Source organism: Cronobacter dublinensis subsp. dublinensis LMG 23823, from assembly GCF_001277235.1.
Classification (GTDB): domain Bacteria; phylum Pseudomonadota; class Gammaproteobacteria; order Enterobacterales; family Enterobacteriaceae; genus Cronobacter; species Cronobacter dublinensis.
Genome location: NZ_CP012266.1, coordinates 1,601,876 through 1,619,600 on the forward strand (window position 1 = coordinate 1,601,876; position 17,725 = coordinate 1,619,600).

Consider the following 17,725-nt stretch of genomic DNA (forward strand, 5'->3'; position numbering starts at 1 on the left):
TCGGCCCGCTTTCTTTTTGGTCAGCAAATCTTTAAACTTCTTTACATTCGGGCAGCCAAATGGTTTTTTCTCTTTATATACTCACAATAAGCCTGAGTGCCGAACTATTCTGAAAAACAGGGGGCAAGGGATGGTGCTTAACAATATGCATGGTTTTCGACGGTCAGCGCTGAGTTTATGTCTGGCTCTTAGTATCGCTCCACTGTTTAATGCGTATGCCGACGAACCGGAACTGATCACTACCGACAGCATCACCACGCTGAGCGCACAGCCGATTGCGCTGTCGCCGGGCATGGTGTTCCTCGCGGCAAACGCGGTGCCTGACGCCGCGAGCCGTCTTGCAAGCACGCGTACGCAGTTACAGGCGGCGCTGCCAGCGGGCTTTACGCCGGTTTATATGAACGCGCTGGTGGGGCTGTATGCCGCCCGCGATCTGAAACCGATGTGGGAGAACCGCGACGCGGTGCAGGCGTTCCAGCAGCAGCTTGCCGAAGTGGCGCTCGCCGGTTTTCAGCCGCAGTTTACCGCCTGGGTGGAACAGCTTACGGATCCCGCTGTGACCGGGCTTGCGCGCGATATCGTGCTGAGCGACGCGATGGTCGGCTATCTGCATTTTATCTCCGGCATTCCAAGCCAGGGTAACCGCTGGCTCTACAGCGCTAAACCGTATAAACCTGAGCTGCCCGCGCTGACGGTGCTTAACCAGTGGCAGGTCTCGCTGGATAACGGCTCGGTCCCGGCGTTTGTCCGTTCGCTGGCGCCTGCGCACCCGCAATATGCGGCGATGCACGCCTCGCTGCTGCAACTGGTCGCCGACACGCGCCCGTGGCCGCAGATGACCGGCAAAGAGAAGCTGCGCCCCGGCCAGTGGAGCAACGACATCCCGGCCCTGAAAGAGATTTTACAGCGTACCGGTATGCTGGATGGCGGCCCGGATATCGTCCTGCCTGGCGATAACAGCGACGTCGTCAGCCCGTCCGCCGCGCCGCAAACGGCGAGTCCGACGACAGCGAAAAAACCGACGCGCGGCGTGTACGATAAAGACCTGGTCGCCGCGGTGAAACGTTTTCAGAAGTGGCAGGGCCTCGGCGCGGATGGCGTGATTGGCCAGTCGACCCGCGACTGGCTGAACGTGACGCCTGCCGAGCGCGCCGCGCTGCTGGCGCTCAATATCCAGCGTCTGCGTCTGCTGCCCGGTAAGCTCGACACTGGCATTATGGTCAATATTCCCGAGTATTCGCTGGTCTATTACCAGAACGGTAGCCAGGTGCTGGCGTCGCGGGTGATTGTGGGCCGTCCGGATCGTAAAACCCCGCTGATGAGCAGCGCGCTCAACAACGTGGTGGTGAACCCACCGTGGAACGTGCCGCCGACGCTTGCGCGCAAAGATATTCTGCCGAAAGTCTGGAACGATCCGGGCTATCTTGAAAGCCACGGTTATACGGTGCTGAACGGCTGGAGCAGCAATGCCGAAGTGGTGGATCCGTGGATGGTTGACTGGGCGACAATAACGCCGTCGAACCTGCCGTTCCGCTTCCAGCAGGCACCGGGCGTGCATAACTCGCTGGGGCGTTACAAGTTCAATATGCCGAGCTCCGATGCCATCTATCTGCACGATACGCCGAACCATAATCTGTTCCAGCGCGACGCGCGGGCGCTCAGCTCCGGCTGCGTGCGTGTGAATAAAGCGTCAGAGCTTGCTAACCTGCTGTTGCAGGATGCGGGCTGGAATGATTCCCGTATTTCGCAGACGCTGAAAGAGGGGAATACGCGCTACGTGAATATTCCGCAGACCATTCCGGTGAACCTCTATTATCTGACGGCATTTATTGGCGAAGATGGGCGTCCGCAATATCGTACAGATATTTACAATTATGATCACACCGCGCGATCGGGCGCACAAATCCTCCCGAAAGTGGAACAACTTATCCGCTAACAGGTTTAATTCCACGGACTTAACCTACTCAATGTGAACATAAAACGGGCCAAACGTGAAAAAAGGCCCGTTATTCCCCGCTTTGACTTGTATTGACTCCCCTCCGGCTGGCGGTTAAGGTGCCTCTCGTGCGCCAGAAGTGCATAGTTATTGTTCATATTGATTGTAGACCTGAATATCATGGATAAAATAGACGCTCACCGCCGCAAATTGCTGGCGTTTGGCGGCGCCGCTTTAGGCGCTGCAATACTGCCAACGCCTGCGTTTGCTACTCTGTCGACGCCGCGACCGCGTATTCTTACGCTGAATAACCTCAATACTGGCGAATCGATTAAGGCCGAATTTTTCGATGGCCGGGGCTATATTCAGGATGAATTAGCAAAGCTAAACCATTTCTTTCGTGATTACCGGGCAAATAAGGTAAAAGCGATGGATCCCCGATTATTTGACCAGCTCTACCGTCTGCAGGGCCTGCTTGGCACTCGCAAACCGGTGCAGTTGATCTCCGGCTATCGCTCCGTTGATACCAACGCGGAACTGCGATCCAAAAGCCGCGGCGTGGCAAAGCACAGCTACCACACCAAAGGCCAGGCGATGGATTTTCATATCGAAGGAATTTCGTTAAGCAATATTCGCAAAGCGGCGTTATCTCTGCGCGCCGGTGGTGTAGGATACTACCCCAGCAGTAACTTTGTGCATATTGATACCGGGCCGCTAAGGCACTGGTAATTAACGACCCCGGCAGCGCGCCGGGTAAAAGGAGCGGTATGAACTATCATATTATTCCGGTAACGGCGTTCGCCCAGAACTGCTCGTTAATCTGGTGTGAGGAGACGCGACAGGCAGCGCTGGTGGACCCCGGCGGCGACGCGCAGCGTATCAAGGAAGAAGTCGCCCAGAAGGGTGTCACGCTGCAGCAGATCCTGTTAACGCACGGTCATCTTGACCATGTCGGCGCGGCGGCGGAGCTCGCGGCGCATTACGGCATCCCCATTATCGGCCCGGAAAAAGAAGATGAGTTCTGGCTGCAGGGCTTACCCGCTCAGAGCCGCATGTTCGGGCTTGACGAGTGCCAGCCGCTCACGCCAGACCGCTGGCTCAACGAAGGCGACACGGTCAGCGTTGGCAATATTTCGCTTGCCGTGCTGCATTGCCCGGGCCACACGCCGGGCCATATCGTTTTTTTCGACGCCCAGTCGCGTCTGCTGGTTTCCGGCGATGTGATATTTAAAGGTGGGGTGGGGCGCAGCGATTTTCCGCGCGGCGACCACGCTCAGCTTATCGATGCCATTAAGCGCAAGCTATTGCCGCTCGGCGATGACGTCACCTTTATTCCCGGCCACGGCCCGATGTCGACACTCGGCCATGAGCGCCTGCATAACCCCTTCCTGCAGGATGAAATGCCGGTCTGGTAACGCGTTATACCCGCCAACAAAAAGGGCCGCTCAGTGCGGCCCTTTTGCTTTTGCGCGTCACCCTTACAGCACGGCGACGATAGCTTCGCACAGCGGCGCCATGTTGTCCGGCGTCATGCCCGCCACGTTGACACGGCCTGACGCGACGGCGTAAACGCCAAACTCTTCACGCAGACGCAGCACCTGCTCTTTGGTCAGGCCGCTGAAGGAGAACATGCCGTTCTGCTTCGTGATGAAGCTGAAGTCGCGATCCGCGCCTTTCTCGGCCAGGGTGTTCACAAACAGCTGACGCATACGCTGGATGCGCTGGCGCATATCGGTCAGCTCCTGTTCCCAGATGGTACGCAGCGCGTCATTGTTGAGAATGGTCGCGACCACGGACGCGCCGTGCGCCGGCGGGTTGGAGTAGTTGGCGCGAATGCAGGATTTCATCTGGCTGAACGCGCGGTCTGCGGCATCGGCATCCGCCGCCACCAGCGTACAGGCGCCCACGCGCTCGTTGTACAGGCCGAAGTTCTTGGAGAACGAACTTGCGACAATAAGTTCTTTATGAAGGGCGACGAACGCGCGCAGGCCTTCGGCGTCTTCTTCCAGACCGCGGGCGAAGCCCTGATAGGCGAAGTCGAACAGCGGCAGCCAGCCTTTCTCAACGGACAGCTTCGCCAGCTGTTCCCATTGCTCAAGCGTCGGGTCGATGCCGGTCGGGTTGTGGCAGCAGCCGTGGAACAGCACCACATCGCCTGCCTGGGCTTCCTGCAGGCTGTTTAACAGACCGTCGAAATCGAGGGTGTGGTTCGCTGCGTCGTAATAGGCATATTCACGCACTTCCAGACCGGCGGAATTAAACACGCCTTTGTGGTTCGGCCAGCTCGGGTTAGAGACCCAGACGCGCTTCACGTCGGTGTTTTTCGCGAGGAAATCCGCCGCGACGCGCAGCGCGCCGGTGCCGCCTGGAGTTTGCGCGGTGCGGGCGCGTTTGTCGCTGATAACCGGGCTTGCTTTACCGAACAGCAGCTCCTGCGTGCAGCGACCGAACTCGGGAATACCGTCAATGCCGAGGTAGTTTTTGGTGGTTTCATTTTCCAGCAGATATTGTTCTGCTTTTTTAACGCTGGTCAGAACCGGGGTCTTACCGGTTTCATCCTTGTAAACACCAATGCCTAAGTTAATTTTGGTCGGGCGGTCGTCGGCACGAAACAGATCGGCCAGACCAAGGATCGGGTCGGCTGGGGCGGCGGTAATGTTCTCAAACATGACGAGGTTCCATTGTGATTTCAGAAGGGAAATTCGCTATCAGGTTAACGGGAGATTTACAAAATGCCAACCGTTTGCCCGGAAAAGTTACATGGATCGCAAAAGTCGGCAGGATTTTCTTTTACCCATAAAAAAACAGGGCCGAAGCCCTGTTTTTTCACTATCAGACAACGAGGTTGTGCTGATTAGAACTGATAGGTCAGACCAACAGCAGCCTGGTCGTCAGTACCGATACCGTAAGAGGAGCTGTAATCATTGGTATCAAGCAGGTTGAAGCGGTAATCGAAGAACACGTTCATGTTCTTGTTGAAGTAATAAGTCGCGCCAGCCTGAACATATTTAGCCAGATCAGCATCGCTGTCTGCGCCATTCAGATGTTTACCTTTGCTCTGCACATAGGAAATTGCCGGACGCAGGCCGAAGTCGAACTGGTACTGAGCTACAACTTCAAAGTTCTGGGTTTTGTTAGCCATCTCAGTAGTTTTAGTTACGGAGTTGTCAACAATAGTCATATTACGGGTTTCGGAATAGACAGTTGCCAGATAGATGTTGTTTGCATCATATTTAGCACCTACAGCCCAGACTTCAGCACGTGAACCATTACCATCACGCTCTTCCTGATCGTTAGTACGGTCAGAGTTGCTGTATGCCGCAGACACACCAAAACCTTCACCAAATTCATAAGCAGCGGTGTAACCTACGCCGTCGCCGTTTTGGGCATTGATGCTGTGGTCGCTTTCATTTTTAGCCTGGTATTGGATACCGAATGACAGGCCGTCAACAAGACCGAAGAAATCGGTGTTGCGGTAAGTCAGCAGACCACCAGCACGGCTGGTCATATAGTTATCAGTATAAGCGCCGCCCCAGGTTTCGCCGGAGAAGTAAGGAGCCATATCGGTGTAAGACTCGACGTCATAAACCACACCATAGTTACGGCCGTAGTCAATCGCACCAGCGTCACCAATTTTCAGGCCAGCGAATGCCAGACGCGTATTACCACCCTGCTGCTCGCCTTCAGCACGGTCTGCTTTAGTACGGTATTCCCACTGACCGAAACCGGTCAGATCGCTATTAATCTGAGTTTCCCCTTTGAAACCAATCTGTGCGTAGGTAGCGTCGCCATTGGAAGACTTATCACCCGTGGTGGTCCATACGTGGCGGCCTACAGCCTTACCGTAAAGATCAAGTTTGTTGCCGTCTTTGTTATAGATTTCTGCAGCGTTTGCTGCACCGGCTACCAGCAGGGCAGGGATAACCACTGCCAGGATATTGCGCTTCATCATTATTTATTACCCTCATTGGTTTTTTTGAACACCTGCCACTGCCGTCAATAATTCATTACGGAACTATTGATGAGAGTTTGGTGTCTTTCTGTGTCTGTCTGGCATCTTTCCATTCATATAATCGTTTCGCTACCCTGAAAGTGCTACAAATGTCTAAATCAGGTAACAAAAAGAAATATTGTGTAAGCATTTATTAATGGAAGGGAACTTTGTGAGAGACCTCAAATTTATTACTTAAGTGAATAAATTTCGGCCATTCCTTTCTTATATATATGAAAAACTTATCATTAATTTATATAAGGCGCATTTTTATACAATTGTAAGCGCCAATTGTTTTTTAATAGATGAGATGGATGGAAGTCCGGATGTCTGTGGAAAGTGTGTACAAATATGCTATAGCGAAGCGGTGCAAAAATCCGCCATCAGACGATTGCTTGTTTTTTAACCAGAAATGATGTCAGCGAAAATGTAATAAAAAGTGGACAAAACGTGAGCGGGTACAAAAAAGGGCCAGCAAGCTGGCCCTGTCGGGATTAGAAATTCGCGTTGCGCGGGGTGCGCGGGAAGGGAATCACATCACGCACGTTCTGAACGCCGGTCACATAGGCGATCAGACGTTCAAAGCCGAGACCAAAGCCGGCATGCGGTACGGTGCCGTAACGGCGCAGATCGCGATACCACCAGTAGTCTTCTTTATTAAGGCCCATCTCTTCCATACGGGCGTCCAGCACGTCGAGACGCTCTTCACGCTGGGAGCCGCCAATGATTTCACCGATGCCCGGCGCGAGCACGTCCATCGCCGCCACGGTTTTGCCATCTTCGTTAAGGCGCATATAGAAGGCTTTAATCTCTTTCGGGTAGTTTTTCACCACGACCGGGGCCTTAAAGTGTTTCTCGGCGAGATAACGCTCATGCTCGGACGCCAGATCCACGCCCCAGTAGACCGGGTTTTCGAACTTCTCGCCGCACTTCTCAAGAATGGCGACCGCATCGGTGTAATCCACCTGCGCGAAGTCGGCAGAAATGAAACGCTCCAGGCGATCGATCGCTTCTTTATCCACGCGCTCGGCGAAGAACTTCATGTCGTCCAGGCGTTCATCGAGCACCGCTTTGAAGACATATTTCAGCATGGCTTCAGCAAGACCCGCCACATCGTTCAGATTGGCGAACGCCACTTCCGGCTCCAGCATCCAGAACTCCGCCAGGTGACGGCTGGTGTTGGAGTTTTCCGCACGGAACGTCGGCCCGAAGGTGTAGATCTTCGACAGTGCGCAGGCGTAGGTTTCGCCGTTCAACTGGCCGGAAACGGTCAGGAATGCTTCTTTGCCGAAAAAGTCTTTATCGAAATCGATTTTGCCCTGGCCATCGCGCGGCAGGTTTTCCAGATCCAGCGTCGAGACGCGGAACATTTCGCCCGCGCCTTCGGTATCAGAGGCGGTAATCAGCGGGGTGGAGACCCAGAAAAAGCCCTGCTCGTGGAAGAAACGGTGCAGCGCCTGCGCCAGCGTATGACGCACGCGGGCTACCGCGCCGATAAGGTTGGTGCGCGGACGCAGATGCGCCACTTCACGCAGATACTCGATGCTATGGCGCTTAGCCGCCATCGGATAGGTGTCCGGATCGTCGACCCAGCCGGTGACTTCAACCTGGGTTGCCTGCAACTCGAAGCTCTGGCCTTCGCCCGGGGATTCGACCACCTTGCCGGTGACGATAACCGAGCAGCCCGTCGTGAGGTGCAGCACCTCTTCATTATAATTGGGCAGAGAATTATTAATGACAGCCTGTATCGGATCAAAGCAGGAACCGTCATAAACGGCGAGGAAGGAGATGCCAGCTTTTGAATCTCTTCGGGTACGCACCCACCCGCGCACGGTGACTTCACTGTCAACGGCAACGCGGCCCTGGAGTACGTCGGCTACAGGCACAACGCTCATAATTATCTCTCTGGTTAATGGTCAAAAATAACATTTTCCACCCGGACGGGGGGATATCTATGTTACCTGGCATACGCCATCAGACAAGCAGAATTCGCGATGCGGGAAAAAGAAATCGGAAACGGGCAGGGAAAGCAGGGAGCGCGCGGCTCCCTGAGGAAAAACATCAGCTTGCTTTACGCACCTGCGGCAGGTCGAACGCTTTGCGCAGCGCGCGCACGAACGCCTTGTCGTGACAGATGGTTTTACCGGGGCTGTCGGAGAGCTTCGCGACCGGGCGGCCATTACACTCCACGAGCTTAATCACGATATTCAGCGGCTTCACGTGCGGGATGTCGCAGGTCAGGCGGGTGCCGATGCCAAAGCCGAGCTTCACCCGGTCAGCGAAGTGGCGATAGAGGTCAATGGCTTTCGCGAAATCGAGATTATCTGAAAAAATCAGCGTTTTGCTGAGCGGGTCGATGCCGAGCTGCTGGTAATGGGCAATGGCTTTTTCGCCCCACAGCACCGGATCGCCGGAGTCGTGGCGCAGCCCCTGATAACGCCCGGCGAAAGCAGGACCGAAATCACGCAGGAACGCGTCCATCGTAATGCAGTCAGTCAGCGCGATACCGAGCATATCCGGGTATTCGTCAAGCCACGCCTGTAGCGCGGCAATCTGACTGTTCGCCAGATCGGGGCTGATTTGCTGATGCGCCTGGAACCACTCGTGCGCCTGGGTGCCCATCGGGGTCAGGGAGAGACGGCGGGCGAGATCGTAGTTGCTGGTGCCGATAAACCACGGCTCCTGCTGCAGTCGCTCGACAATCGCCTGTTGCACCTCGCGTGAGAAGCGACGACGGGTGCCGAAATCCATCAGGCGGAAGGCGCTGAGATCAAGCCCGTCGGTCATGGTGCGGAAATCGTGCAGTTTTACTTCGAGATGCGCCAGCGCCTGATCGACGCTCGCTTGCGGCGACCGGTAGCGGTGCACCAGTTCGCTTATCACGGCCAGCAGCGGCACTTCCCACATAATGACTTCGCGCCACGGGCCGCTCAGGCGGATATCCAGCTTGCCGCCGTCGTTGCGAATTTGCACCTGCGAGGGGTCGTAGCGGAAATTTTTCAGCCACGCCAGATAGTCCGTTTTGAAAAACGGCAGGCCGGAGAGCCACTGAAACTCCGCGTCGGAAAGCGCCAGATGCTGCATGGCATCGACCTGTTCGCGGATCGCCTCGGCATAAATGCCCAGCAGATCGTCACCCCGGCAGCGAAATTCCGCTGCGACATGCACGTCATAATAGTGGTGAAAAACCGCCTGCTGCATATGCAGCTTATAGGCGTCCGTATCCAGCAGCGTTTGCAATAGGGGGGAAGCGTATTGTGTCATGGTGCGAACTGGCATCCTCTCACAGGCGCGTATCTATCAGTGGCATAAGCAGATAAAGACGCAGGAGTATACCCTGATTATCGGTTTATTGAAGCAGGATCACAACACAACCGGCGAAGCGGGTCGAGGGCAATTTGTGCCGCATGTTGCTTAAATGTAGCAAACTGCCCGGTAGCCGCTGAAAAGTGAAAGATTCTGCGTGGCAACATTACCGCAACAGGAATAGACTGGAGACGTAACCATACGGACCCTGGATAAGGTTTTTTATGACTCAACAGCCACAAGCAAAATACCGCCACGACTACCGTGCGCCGGATTACCTGATTACCGATATTGATCTGACCTTCGACCTCGACGCCGCCAGAACGCGGGTCACGGCAGTGAGTCAGGTCAACCGCCGCGTCGCGGAGAACGCGCCGCTGCGTCTGGACGGCGAAGACCTTACCCTGATTTCGGTCGATGTCGATGGCAATCCCTGGCCGCATCACCGCCTGGAAGAGGGCGCGCTGGTGCTGGAAAACCTGCCGGAGCGCTTTACGCTTAAAATCGTCAACGATATCCATCCGGCGACAAACACGGCGCTTGAAGGGCTGTATCAGTCCGGCGTGGCGCTCTGCACCCAGTGCGAAGCCGAAGGCTTCCGTCATATTACCTGGTACCTGGATCGCCCGGACGTGCTGGCGCGCTTCACCACCAAAATCATCGCCGACAAAGCGACTTATCCGTACCTGCTTTCTAACGGCAACCGCCTGGCGCAGGGCGAGCTGGACGATGGCCGCCACTGGATGCAGTGGGAAGATCCGTTCCCGAAACCGTGTTACCTGTTCGCGCTGGTGGCGGGCGATTTTGACGTGCTGCGCGACACCTTCACTACCCGTTCCGGGCGCGACGTCGCGCTGGAGCTCTACGTCGACCGCGGCAACCTCGACCGCGCCAGCTGGGCGATGACCTCGCTCAAAAACTCCATGAAGTGGGACGAAGAGCGTTTTGGGCTGGAGTACGATCTCGACATCTATATGATTGTCGCCGTCGATTTCTTCAACATGGGCGCGATGGAGAACAAAGGGCTTAACGTCTTTAACTCCAAATTTGTGCTGGCGCGCGCCGAAACCGCCACCGACAAAGACTATCTCAACATCGAGCGCGTTATCGGCCATGAATATTTCCACAACTGGACCGGTAACCGCGTCACCTGCCGCGACTGGTTCCAGCTCAGCCTGAAAGAGGGGCTGACGGTGTTCCGTGACCAGGAGTTCAGCTCTGACCTCGGCTCACGCGCGGTCAACCGCATCAGCAACGTGCGCACCATGCGCGCAATGCAGTTCGCCGAAGACGCAAGCCCGATGGCGCATCCGATTCGCCCGGACATGGTCATTGAGATGAACAACTTCTACACCCTGACCGTGTATGAGAAAGGGTCAGAAGTTATCCGTATGCTCCATACGCTGCTTGGCGAAGCGAATTTCCAAAAGGGCATGCAGCTCTATTTCGAGCGCCACGACGGCAGCGCGGCCACCTGCGACGATTTCGTGCAGGCGATGGAAGACGCGTCGAATGTCGACCTTTCACACTTCCGCCGCTGGTACAGCCAGTCCGGTACGCCGATTGTCACCGTGCAGGATGACTACAATCCACAGACCGAGCAGTACACGCTGACCTTAAGCCAGCGTACGCCGCCGACCGCGGACCAGCCGGAAAAACTGCCGCTGCATATTCCGTTCGACATCGAACTGTATGACAACGAAGGCAACGTCATCCCGCTGCAAAAAGACGGCCATCCGGTACATCACGTGCTGAACCTGACGCAGGCGGAGCAGACGTTCGTTTTCGATAACGTTTACTTCCAGCCGGTGCCGTCGCTGCTGCGTGAATTCTCCGCACCGGTGAAACTGGAATATAAATGGAGCGATCAGCAGTTAACGTTCCTGATGCGTCACGCGCGTAACGATTTCTCGCGCTGGGACGCAGCCCAGAGCCTGCTCGCGACACATATCAAACTCAACGTGGCGCGTTATCAGCAGCAGCAGCCGCTCTCCTTGCCGCTGCATGTGGCGGATGCCTTCCGCGCGATCCTGCTTGATGAAACCATCGATCCGGCGCTGGCGGCGGAGATCCTGACGCTGCCGTCGCAAAATGAAATTGCCGAGCTGTTCCAGACCATCGATCCGCAGGCCATCGCCGCCGTGCACGACGCGCTGACCCGCACGCTCGCCACCGAGCTTGCCGATGAACTGCTGGCGGTTTACAACGCGCATAAACTCACCGGTTACCGTATCGATCACGCGGATATCGGCAAGCGCGCGCTGCGTAACACTTGCCTGCATTATCTGGCGTTCGGCGACGCGCAGCTGGCTGACAAGCTTGTGGCGACGCAGTATCACGACGCCGACAACATGACCGACGCGCTGGCCGCCCTGGCCGCCGCGGTCGCCGCACAGCTGCCGGGCCGCGACGCGCTGCTCGCCGAGTATGACGACAAGTGGCACCACGACGGTCTGGTCATGGACAAGTGGTTTATGCTGCAGGCGATGAGTCCGGAGAAAGCAGTGGTCAGCAAGGTGCGTGCGCTGCTGGAGCACCGCTCGTTCAGCCTCGGCAACCCGAACCGCGTGCGTGCGTTGGTGGGCGCGTTCGCCACCAACAACCCGGCGGCGTTCCATGCCGAAGATGGCAGCGGCTATCGCTTCCTGGTGGAGATGCTGACCGAGCTCAACACCCGCAACCCGCAGGTGGCGTCGCGTCTGATAGAGCCGCTGATCCGTCTGAAGCGTTATGACGTCAAACGTCAGGCGCTGATGCGTGCGGCGCTGGAAGAGTTGAAAGCGCTGCCGAAGCTCTCCGGCGACCTGTACGAGAAGGTCAGCAAAGCGCTGGCGTAATGCGGTAATGGATGTGGGAGGTGGGCGCGCTGCGCTTATCCTCCCTATGCTGGATATGAATGAGTAGGGCGGGTAAGCGTAGCGCACCCGCCTTTCTTTTATTGATAAAGAATCAATTGTTAACGAATCAACCCGCCTTCACTGCCCGCACGGGCGCGGGCGTTTTGCGCATCACCCGGTTCAACACCTCGGCCTCCAGCTCCGCGAGACGCGGCGTACCGTGGCGGCGCGGGTGCGGTATATCCACCGCCAGGTCAAGCCCGATTTTACCTTCTTCGATCAACAACACCCGCTCTGCCATCGCCACCGCCTCGCTCACGTCGTGCGTCACGAGGAGCACCGTAAACCCGTGTTCGCGCCATAGCGATACAATCAAGTCCTGCATCTCAAGGCGCGTAAGCGCGTCCAGCGCGCCGAGCGGCTCGTCGAGCAACAGCAGGCCGGGGCGATGAATTAACGCGCGCGCCAGCGCCACGCGCTGCTTTTGTCCGCCCGACAGCGCAGCAGGCCAGTCGCCTGCGCGGTCGGCAAGCCCCACTTCGTCCAGCACCCGACGCGCCGCGGGCTGCCAGTTGCCCTTCAGCCCCAGCCCGACGTTATCCAGCACCGTTTTCCACGGCAGCAGGCGCGCATCCTGAAACATCATTCGCGTGTCGTCCTGGGCGTCAGAAAGCGGCGCGTTACCCGCGCGCAGCGCCCCGCCGTTTGGGGCTTCGAGCCCGGCGAGCAGGCGCAGCAGTGTGCTCTTGCCGCCGCCGCTGCGCCCGACTACCGCCACGAACTGCCCGGCGGGAATATGCAGCTCAAGCGCGTTCAGGATGGTTTTCGCGCCGTAGCGTTTGGTCACACCTTCCAGCAACAACGGCGTGCCCTGATTGAGTCGTGCGGTCGTCATGCGTTCGCCTCCTTTAGCTGATACGCAGGATGCCAGCGCAGCCAGACGCGTTCCAGCGCGCGGGCGCTGAGATCCGCCAGCTTGCCGAGCAGGGCGTAGAGAATAATCGCCACCACCACCACGTCGGTTTGCAAAAATTCACGCGCGTTCATCGCGAGATAGCCAATGCCGGAGTTCGCCGAAATAGTTTCCGCGACAATAAGCGTCAGCCACATCAGGCCGAGCGCGAAGCGCACGCCAACCATAATCGAGGGCAGGGCACCCGGCAGAATCACCTGCCGGAACAGGCTGAAGCCGGAAAGCCCGTAGCTGCGCGCCATCTCCAGCAGGCCGCTGTCAATATTGCGGATGCCATGCCAGGTATTGATGTAAATCGGAAACAGCGTACCCAGCGCCACCAGAAAAATTTTGGCGCTCTCGTCGATGCCGAACCACAAAATCACCAGCGGGATCAACGCCAGATGCGGCACGTTGCGCAGCATCTGGATGGAGCTGTCGAGCAGCCGCTCGCCCCAGCGCGACAGGCCGCTGATAAGCCCAAGCGCCAGGCCTATCAGCCCGCCGATGGAAAAGCCCACCAGCGCGCGCCAGCTGCTGATGGCCAGATGCTGCCAGAGCTCGCCGCTGGCGGTCAGCCGCCAGAAGGCCTCAACCACGCTTTCCGGCGACGGCAGAATACGCGTCGAGAGCCAGCCCGCCTGCGAGGCGAGCTGCCAGACGACAATCACGCCTACGGGCAGCGCCCACGGCGCGGCGCGGCGGAGCCATTTTTGCGAAGCGCTTGCCATGCAACCTCCTTAACTCTGTGCCACCCGGCGCGGAATAAATTCGTTCGCCACCGCCTCGCCCTGGGCTGCCAGCACGCGCGGCTGCGGCACTTCAGGAATGGCGACATCGAGGTGCGGGAACAGCAGCTCGCCCACCCGATACGCCTCTTCCAGATGCGGATAACCGGAAAGAATAAAGCTGTCGATGCCGAGCGCCGCATATTCATTAATACGCGCCGCGACCGTCGGGCCGTCGCCTACCAGCGCCGTTCCGGCGCCGCCACGCACCAGCCCTACGCCCGCCCAGAGGTTGGGGCTAATTTCCAGCTGGTCGCGCCGCCCGCCGTGTAGCGCGGCCATCCGCTGCTGGCCCACCGAGTCCTGACGCGCGAACGCCGCCTGCGCTTTGGCTATCGTCTCGTCGTCAAGATGCGCGATCAGCCGGTCGGCGGCCTGCCACGCCTCGTCACTGGTTTCACGGACAATCACATGCAGGCGAATGCCAAAGCGCACCGTGCGCCCGTGGGCCGCGGCTTTGGCGCGTACCTGGGCGATTTTCTCTTTCACCAGTTCCGGCGGCTCGCCCCAGGTCAGATAGAGATCGACCTGCTCGGCGGCGAGATCCTGCGCCACGTCCGACGATCCGCCAAAATAGAGCGGCGGGCGCGGCTGCTGCACCGGCGGGAACAGCAGTTGCGCGCCGCGCACCTTAATATACTTGCCCTCGAAATCGACTTTTTCGCCCTCCAGCAGACGGCGCCAGACGCGGGTAAATTCCGCTGACGCCTCGTAGCGGGCGGTGTGATCGAGGAACACGCCATCGCCTGCCAGCTCCTGCGGATCGCTGCCGGTCACGAGGTTAAACAGCGCGCGACCGTTGGAGAGGCGGTCGAGCGTTGCCGCCTGACGCGCCGCCACGGTCGGCGACACGACGGACGGGCGCAGCGCAACGAGAAATTTGAGCCGCTGGGTCACCGGGATCATCGATGCCGCCACCAGCCAGGCGTCCTCACAAGAGCGGCCGGTCGGGATCAGCACGCCGGTAAAACCGAGGCGGTCAGCGGCCTGCGCGATTTGTTGCAGATAACCGTGATCCACCGGGCGGGCACCCGCGTCGCTGCCAAGATAGTGGCCATCGCCGTGGGTCGGTAAAAACCAGAACAGATTCAGACTCATGATTTCTCTCCTTCGGTTGCGCCGGTCCAGATGCGGCTGCGGATATCAACTTTTTTCGGTACCAGATGGTTGTCGTAAAACAGGTCTGCGGTGCGCTGCTGGCGCACGGCGGTTTCTTCATTGACGGGCGTGATGCGGATCGGCGGGCGGTGATCGAAGTAGAGCTCAATCACCGGCACGGGCAGGCCGATGCTCTGCGCAAACAGCTTCACGCTCTCTGCGCGCTGGCTGCGGGTCAGCGCGTCCGCTTCGCTAAAACTATCCAGCACGCCGGTCAGGAACGCGCCATATTTCTGCGCGTAGGGGCGCGAGGCGAGATAGAAAGAACCGGTGAGGTCAAGATCGGTGCCGTCGGTCAGCACCCGCACGCCGCCCTGGATAAGCGCCGCGGAGTAGTACGGGTCCCAGATGGCCCAGGCGTCGACGTTGCCCTGCGTGAAGGCGGCGCGCGCATCGGCAGGCGTCAGATAAACTGGCTGAATATCCTGAAAGCTCAGCCCGGCTTTTTGCAGCGCGCGCAGCAGCAGGTTGTGGGAGCTGGAGCCTTTCTGGAAGGCGACCTTATGACCTTTTAAATCGGCGACACTTTTAATCGGGCTGTTTTCCGCCACCAGCACCACTTCGGCTTTGGGTTTTGGCGGCTCGCTGCCGATGTACACCAGATCCGCACCGGCTGCCTGAGCGAATATCGGGGGAATATCGCCGGTGCTGCCGAGATCGATACTGCCTACGTTTAACGCCTCCAGCAGTTGCGGGCCCGCCGGGAATTCAACCCAGCTGATTTTGGTATGCGGATAACGTTTTTCCAGCAGCTGATGGCTTTTCGCCAGGACCATGCTTACGGAGCCTTTCTGATAGCCGATGCGAAGCGCCTCGGGCGCTGGCGCGCTGGCGTAAGCGGCTGCGGCGAACAGCGAGAGGCCCGCTGCCAGCAGCGGCGCGGCGTGACGGCGCAAAAGATTAAGCATGTAACGTTCTCCTTGTGAAGTGCGGCGCAGGGCTCGCCTGATGGCGGCGCGTCAACGCCTGCCAGAAAGTGTCCAGCGCCTCGTCAAGACGCGTCTGCAACAGCGGGGAAAAGCGCGGCTGGTGCTGGTAATCGAGCACCTGGCTGTCGTCGGCGAAGACGCCGTGCAGAATTTCCTGCGCCTTCAGGGCGTTGAGGACCGGTTTGAGCGCATAGTCGAGCGCCAGCAGATGGCCGACCGAGCCGCCTGTCGCGACGGGCAGCACCACTTTTTTCTCCAGCGCCCGTTCGGGCAGGAGATCGAGCAGCGTTTTCAGCGCGCCGGAAAATGACGCCTTATAAATAGGGGTGGCGATAATCACACCGTCGGCCTGCTGTAACTGTTCGATAAGCGCGAGCAGGGCGGGGCTGTCGAATCGGGCATACAGGAGATCGTCGGCGGCGAAATTCTGGATATGCCAGTGGCAGACCTCAACATCAAGCCGGGTCAGTTCGCCAGCGAGATAAGAGAGCAGAGCGCTGGAGCGCGACGGAAACCGTGGACTTCCCGCCAGAGTAATAACCCGCATACCACCTCCTTATAACCAAAAATGAGTTTTTAGATAACATTAATAACAATATGAAGGGATAGTGGCAGAGGGTAAGCGGGTGAGAAACTAACAATTTCGGCGATGCTTTGCCGGAAAACGCATATTCAGCCCGCCTGAAAGAAAACGTTTGCCTTGAGGAGGGCTTTTTTGCCGCAGGTCAATTCCCTTTGTGAAGCGGATCGCAGATAATAACGCCCCGGTTTGCACACCGGGAATCCAGGAGAGTTCATGTATTACCCCTTCGTTCGAAAAGCCCTGTTTCAGCTCGACCCCGAGCGCGCTCACGAATTTACCTTCCAGCAAATGCGCCGCATTACCGGCACGCCCCTTGAAGCGCTGATGCGCCAGAAAGTCCCGGCGAAACCGGTCACCTGCATGGGGCTGACCTTTAAAAACCCGCTCGGGCTTGCCGCAGGCCTGGATAAAAACGGTGAATGCATTGATGTGCTCGGCGCGCTGGGTTTCGGCTCGGTCGAAATTGGCACCGTGACGCCGCGTCCGCAGCCGGGTAACGACAAGCCGCGTATCTTCCGTCTGGTTGAGGCGGAAGGGCTGATCAACCGTATGGGCTTTAATAATCTCGGCGTGGATAACCTGGTGGAGAACGTCAAAAAAGCGCATTTTGACGGCGTGCTCGGCATTAATATCGGCAAAAATAAAGACACGCCGGTAGAGCAGGGGAAAGACGACTATCTGATCTGTATGGAAAAGGTGTTCCCCTACGCTGGTTACATTGCGATTAATATCTCTTCGCCGAATACGCCAGGGCTGCGCTCGCTGCAATATGGCGACGCGCTGGACGATCTGCTTGGCGCGATTAAAAATCAGCAGCAACTGCTTTCGCAAAAGCACCATAAATATGTGCCGGTTGCGGTAAAGATCGCCCCGGATCTTTCCATCGAAGAATTGATCCAGGTTGCCGACAGCCTGGTGCGTCATAATATCGACGGGGTGATCGCCACCAATACCACGCTCGATCGCAGTCTCGTGCAGGGCATGAAACATTGCGATGAAACCGGCGGATTAAGCGGGCGTCCTCTGCAATTAAAAAGCACAGAAATCATTCGCCTGTTAAGCCAGGAGCTGCAAGGCCGCCTGCCGATTATCGGTGTCGGCGGGATTGATTCTGTCATCGCCGCCCGCGAAAAAATGGCCGCAGGCGCTTCGCTTATTCAGATCTATTCCGGATTTATTTTTAAAGGCCCGCCGCTGGTCAAAGAAATTGTGACCCACCTTTAAGCATTTCCTTATCTGAGACCG

14 protein-coding genes are annotated in these 17,725 nt (G+C 57.6%); 5 read left to right on the forward strand and 9 right to left on the reverse strand.

Features of this window, described 5'->3' with window-relative positions:
- Window positions 1–130 precede the first annotated feature (130 nt).
- The 3 genes from ldtD (at window position 131) to AFK67_RS07315 (ending at window position 3,351) form a co-directional block, all read left to right on the forward strand.
- Entirely contained in the window at window positions 131–1,936 is a 1,806-nt protein-coding gene (gene ldtD / locus AFK67_RS07305) for a L,D-transpeptidase (RefSeq protein ID WP_007717964.1), read from the forward strand.
- A 180-nt stretch (window positions 1,937–2,116) separates the two neighbouring features.
- Window positions 2,117–2,665: a peptidoglycan L,D-endopeptidase MepK gene (locus tag AFK67_RS07310; protein WP_007717961.1), complete on the forward strand. Its 549-nt coding sequence runs from the start codon at window positions 2,117–2,119 to the stop codon at window positions 2,663–2,665.
- Between the two features lie 38 nt (window positions 2,666–2,703).
- A complete protein-coding gene (locus tag AFK67_RS07315; protein ID WP_007717958.1) occupies window positions 2,704–3,351 on the forward strand; it encodes an MBL fold metallo-hydrolase in 648 nt (215 codons plus the stop codon).
- Between the two features lie 63 nt (window positions 3,352–3,414).
- Here the strand turns inward: AFK67_RS07315 and AFK67_RS07320 are convergent, their stop codons facing one another.
- The 4 genes from AFK67_RS07320 to pncB form a co-directional block, all read right to left on the reverse strand.
- Window positions 3,415–4,605, reverse strand: coding sequence for an amino acid aminotransferase (locus AFK67_RS07320; protein WP_007717955.1), 1,191 nt, complete (start codon window positions 4,603–4,605; stop codon window positions 3,415–3,417).
- A 185-nt stretch (window positions 4,606–4,790) separates the two neighbouring features.
- On the reverse strand, window positions 4,791–5,888 hold the full coding sequence (ompF, locus tag AFK67_RS07325; RefSeq protein WP_007717952.1) for a porin OmpF: 1,098 nt from the start codon (window positions 5,886–5,888) through the stop codon (window positions 4,791–4,793).
- A gap of 533 nt (window positions 5,889–6,421) precedes the next feature.
- The gene (asnS, locus tag AFK67_RS07330) at window positions 6,422–7,822 is read right to left on the reverse strand and encodes an asparagine--tRNA ligase (protein ID WP_007717949.1); all 1,401 of its coding nucleotides are present in this window, start codon (window positions 7,820–7,822) and stop codon (window positions 6,422–6,424) included.
- A gap of 166 nt (window positions 7,823–7,988) precedes the next feature.
- Window positions 7,989–9,191: a nicotinate phosphoribosyltransferase gene (gene pncB, locus AFK67_RS07335; protein ID WP_038883916.1), complete on the reverse strand. Its 1,203-nt coding sequence runs from the start codon at window positions 9,189–9,191 to the stop codon at window positions 7,989–7,991.
- 266 nt (window positions 9,192–9,457) lie between these two features.
- Here pncB and pepN point away from each other — a divergent pair, with 266 nt between their 5' ends.
- Window positions 9,458–12,070, forward strand: a complete 2,613-nt coding sequence (pepN, locus tag AFK67_RS07340) for an aminopeptidase N (RefSeq protein ID WP_007717941.1) — start codon at window positions 9,458–9,460, stop codon at window positions 12,068–12,070.
- 127 nt (window positions 12,071–12,197) lie between these two features.
- Here pepN and ssuB read toward each other — a convergent pair whose 3' ends face one another.
- Genes ssuB through ssuE form a run of 5 tightly spaced genes read right to left on the reverse strand, consistent with a single transcriptional unit; the run spans window position 12,198 to window position 16,444 of the window.
- Window positions 12,198–12,965, reverse strand: coding sequence for an aliphatic sulfonates ABC transporter ATP-binding protein (gene ssuB, locus AFK67_RS07345; protein ID WP_007717938.1), 768 nt, complete (start codon window positions 12,963–12,965; stop codon window positions 12,198–12,200).
- Window positions 12,962–13,753, reverse strand: coding sequence for an aliphatic sulfonate ABC transporter permease SsuC (gene ssuC / locus AFK67_RS07350; RefSeq protein WP_007717934.1), 792 nt, complete (start codon window positions 13,751–13,753; stop codon window positions 12,962–12,964). The genes ssuB and ssuC overlap by 4 nt, the downstream gene beginning before the upstream one ends.
- A 9-nt stretch (window positions 13,754–13,762) precedes the next feature.
- Window positions 13,763–14,908, reverse strand: a complete 1,146-nt coding sequence (gene ssuD, locus AFK67_RS07355) for an FMNH2-dependent alkanesulfonate monooxygenase (protein WP_007717932.1) — start codon at window positions 14,906–14,908, stop codon at window positions 13,763–13,765.
- Window positions 14,905–15,876, reverse strand: coding sequence for a sulfonate ABC transporter substrate-binding protein (locus tag AFK67_RS07360; RefSeq protein ID WP_007717929.1), 972 nt, complete (start codon window positions 15,874–15,876; stop codon window positions 14,905–14,907). The genes ssuD and AFK67_RS07360 overlap by 4 nt, the downstream gene beginning before the upstream one ends.
- Window positions 15,869–16,444, reverse strand: coding sequence for an NADPH-dependent FMN reductase (ssuE, locus tag AFK67_RS07365; protein WP_007717927.1), 576 nt, complete (start codon window positions 16,442–16,444; stop codon window positions 15,869–15,871). Before ssuE ends, AFK67_RS07360 begins: the two co-directional genes overlap by 8 nt.
- Before the next feature lie 249 nt (window positions 16,445–16,693).
- Between ssuE and pyrD the strand changes: the two genes are divergently transcribed.
- Entirely contained in the window at window positions 16,694–17,704 is a 1,011-nt protein-coding gene (gene pyrD / locus AFK67_RS07370) for a quinone-dependent dihydroorotate dehydrogenase (protein WP_007717923.1), read from the forward strand.
- Window positions 17,705–17,725 lie beyond the last annotated feature (21 nt).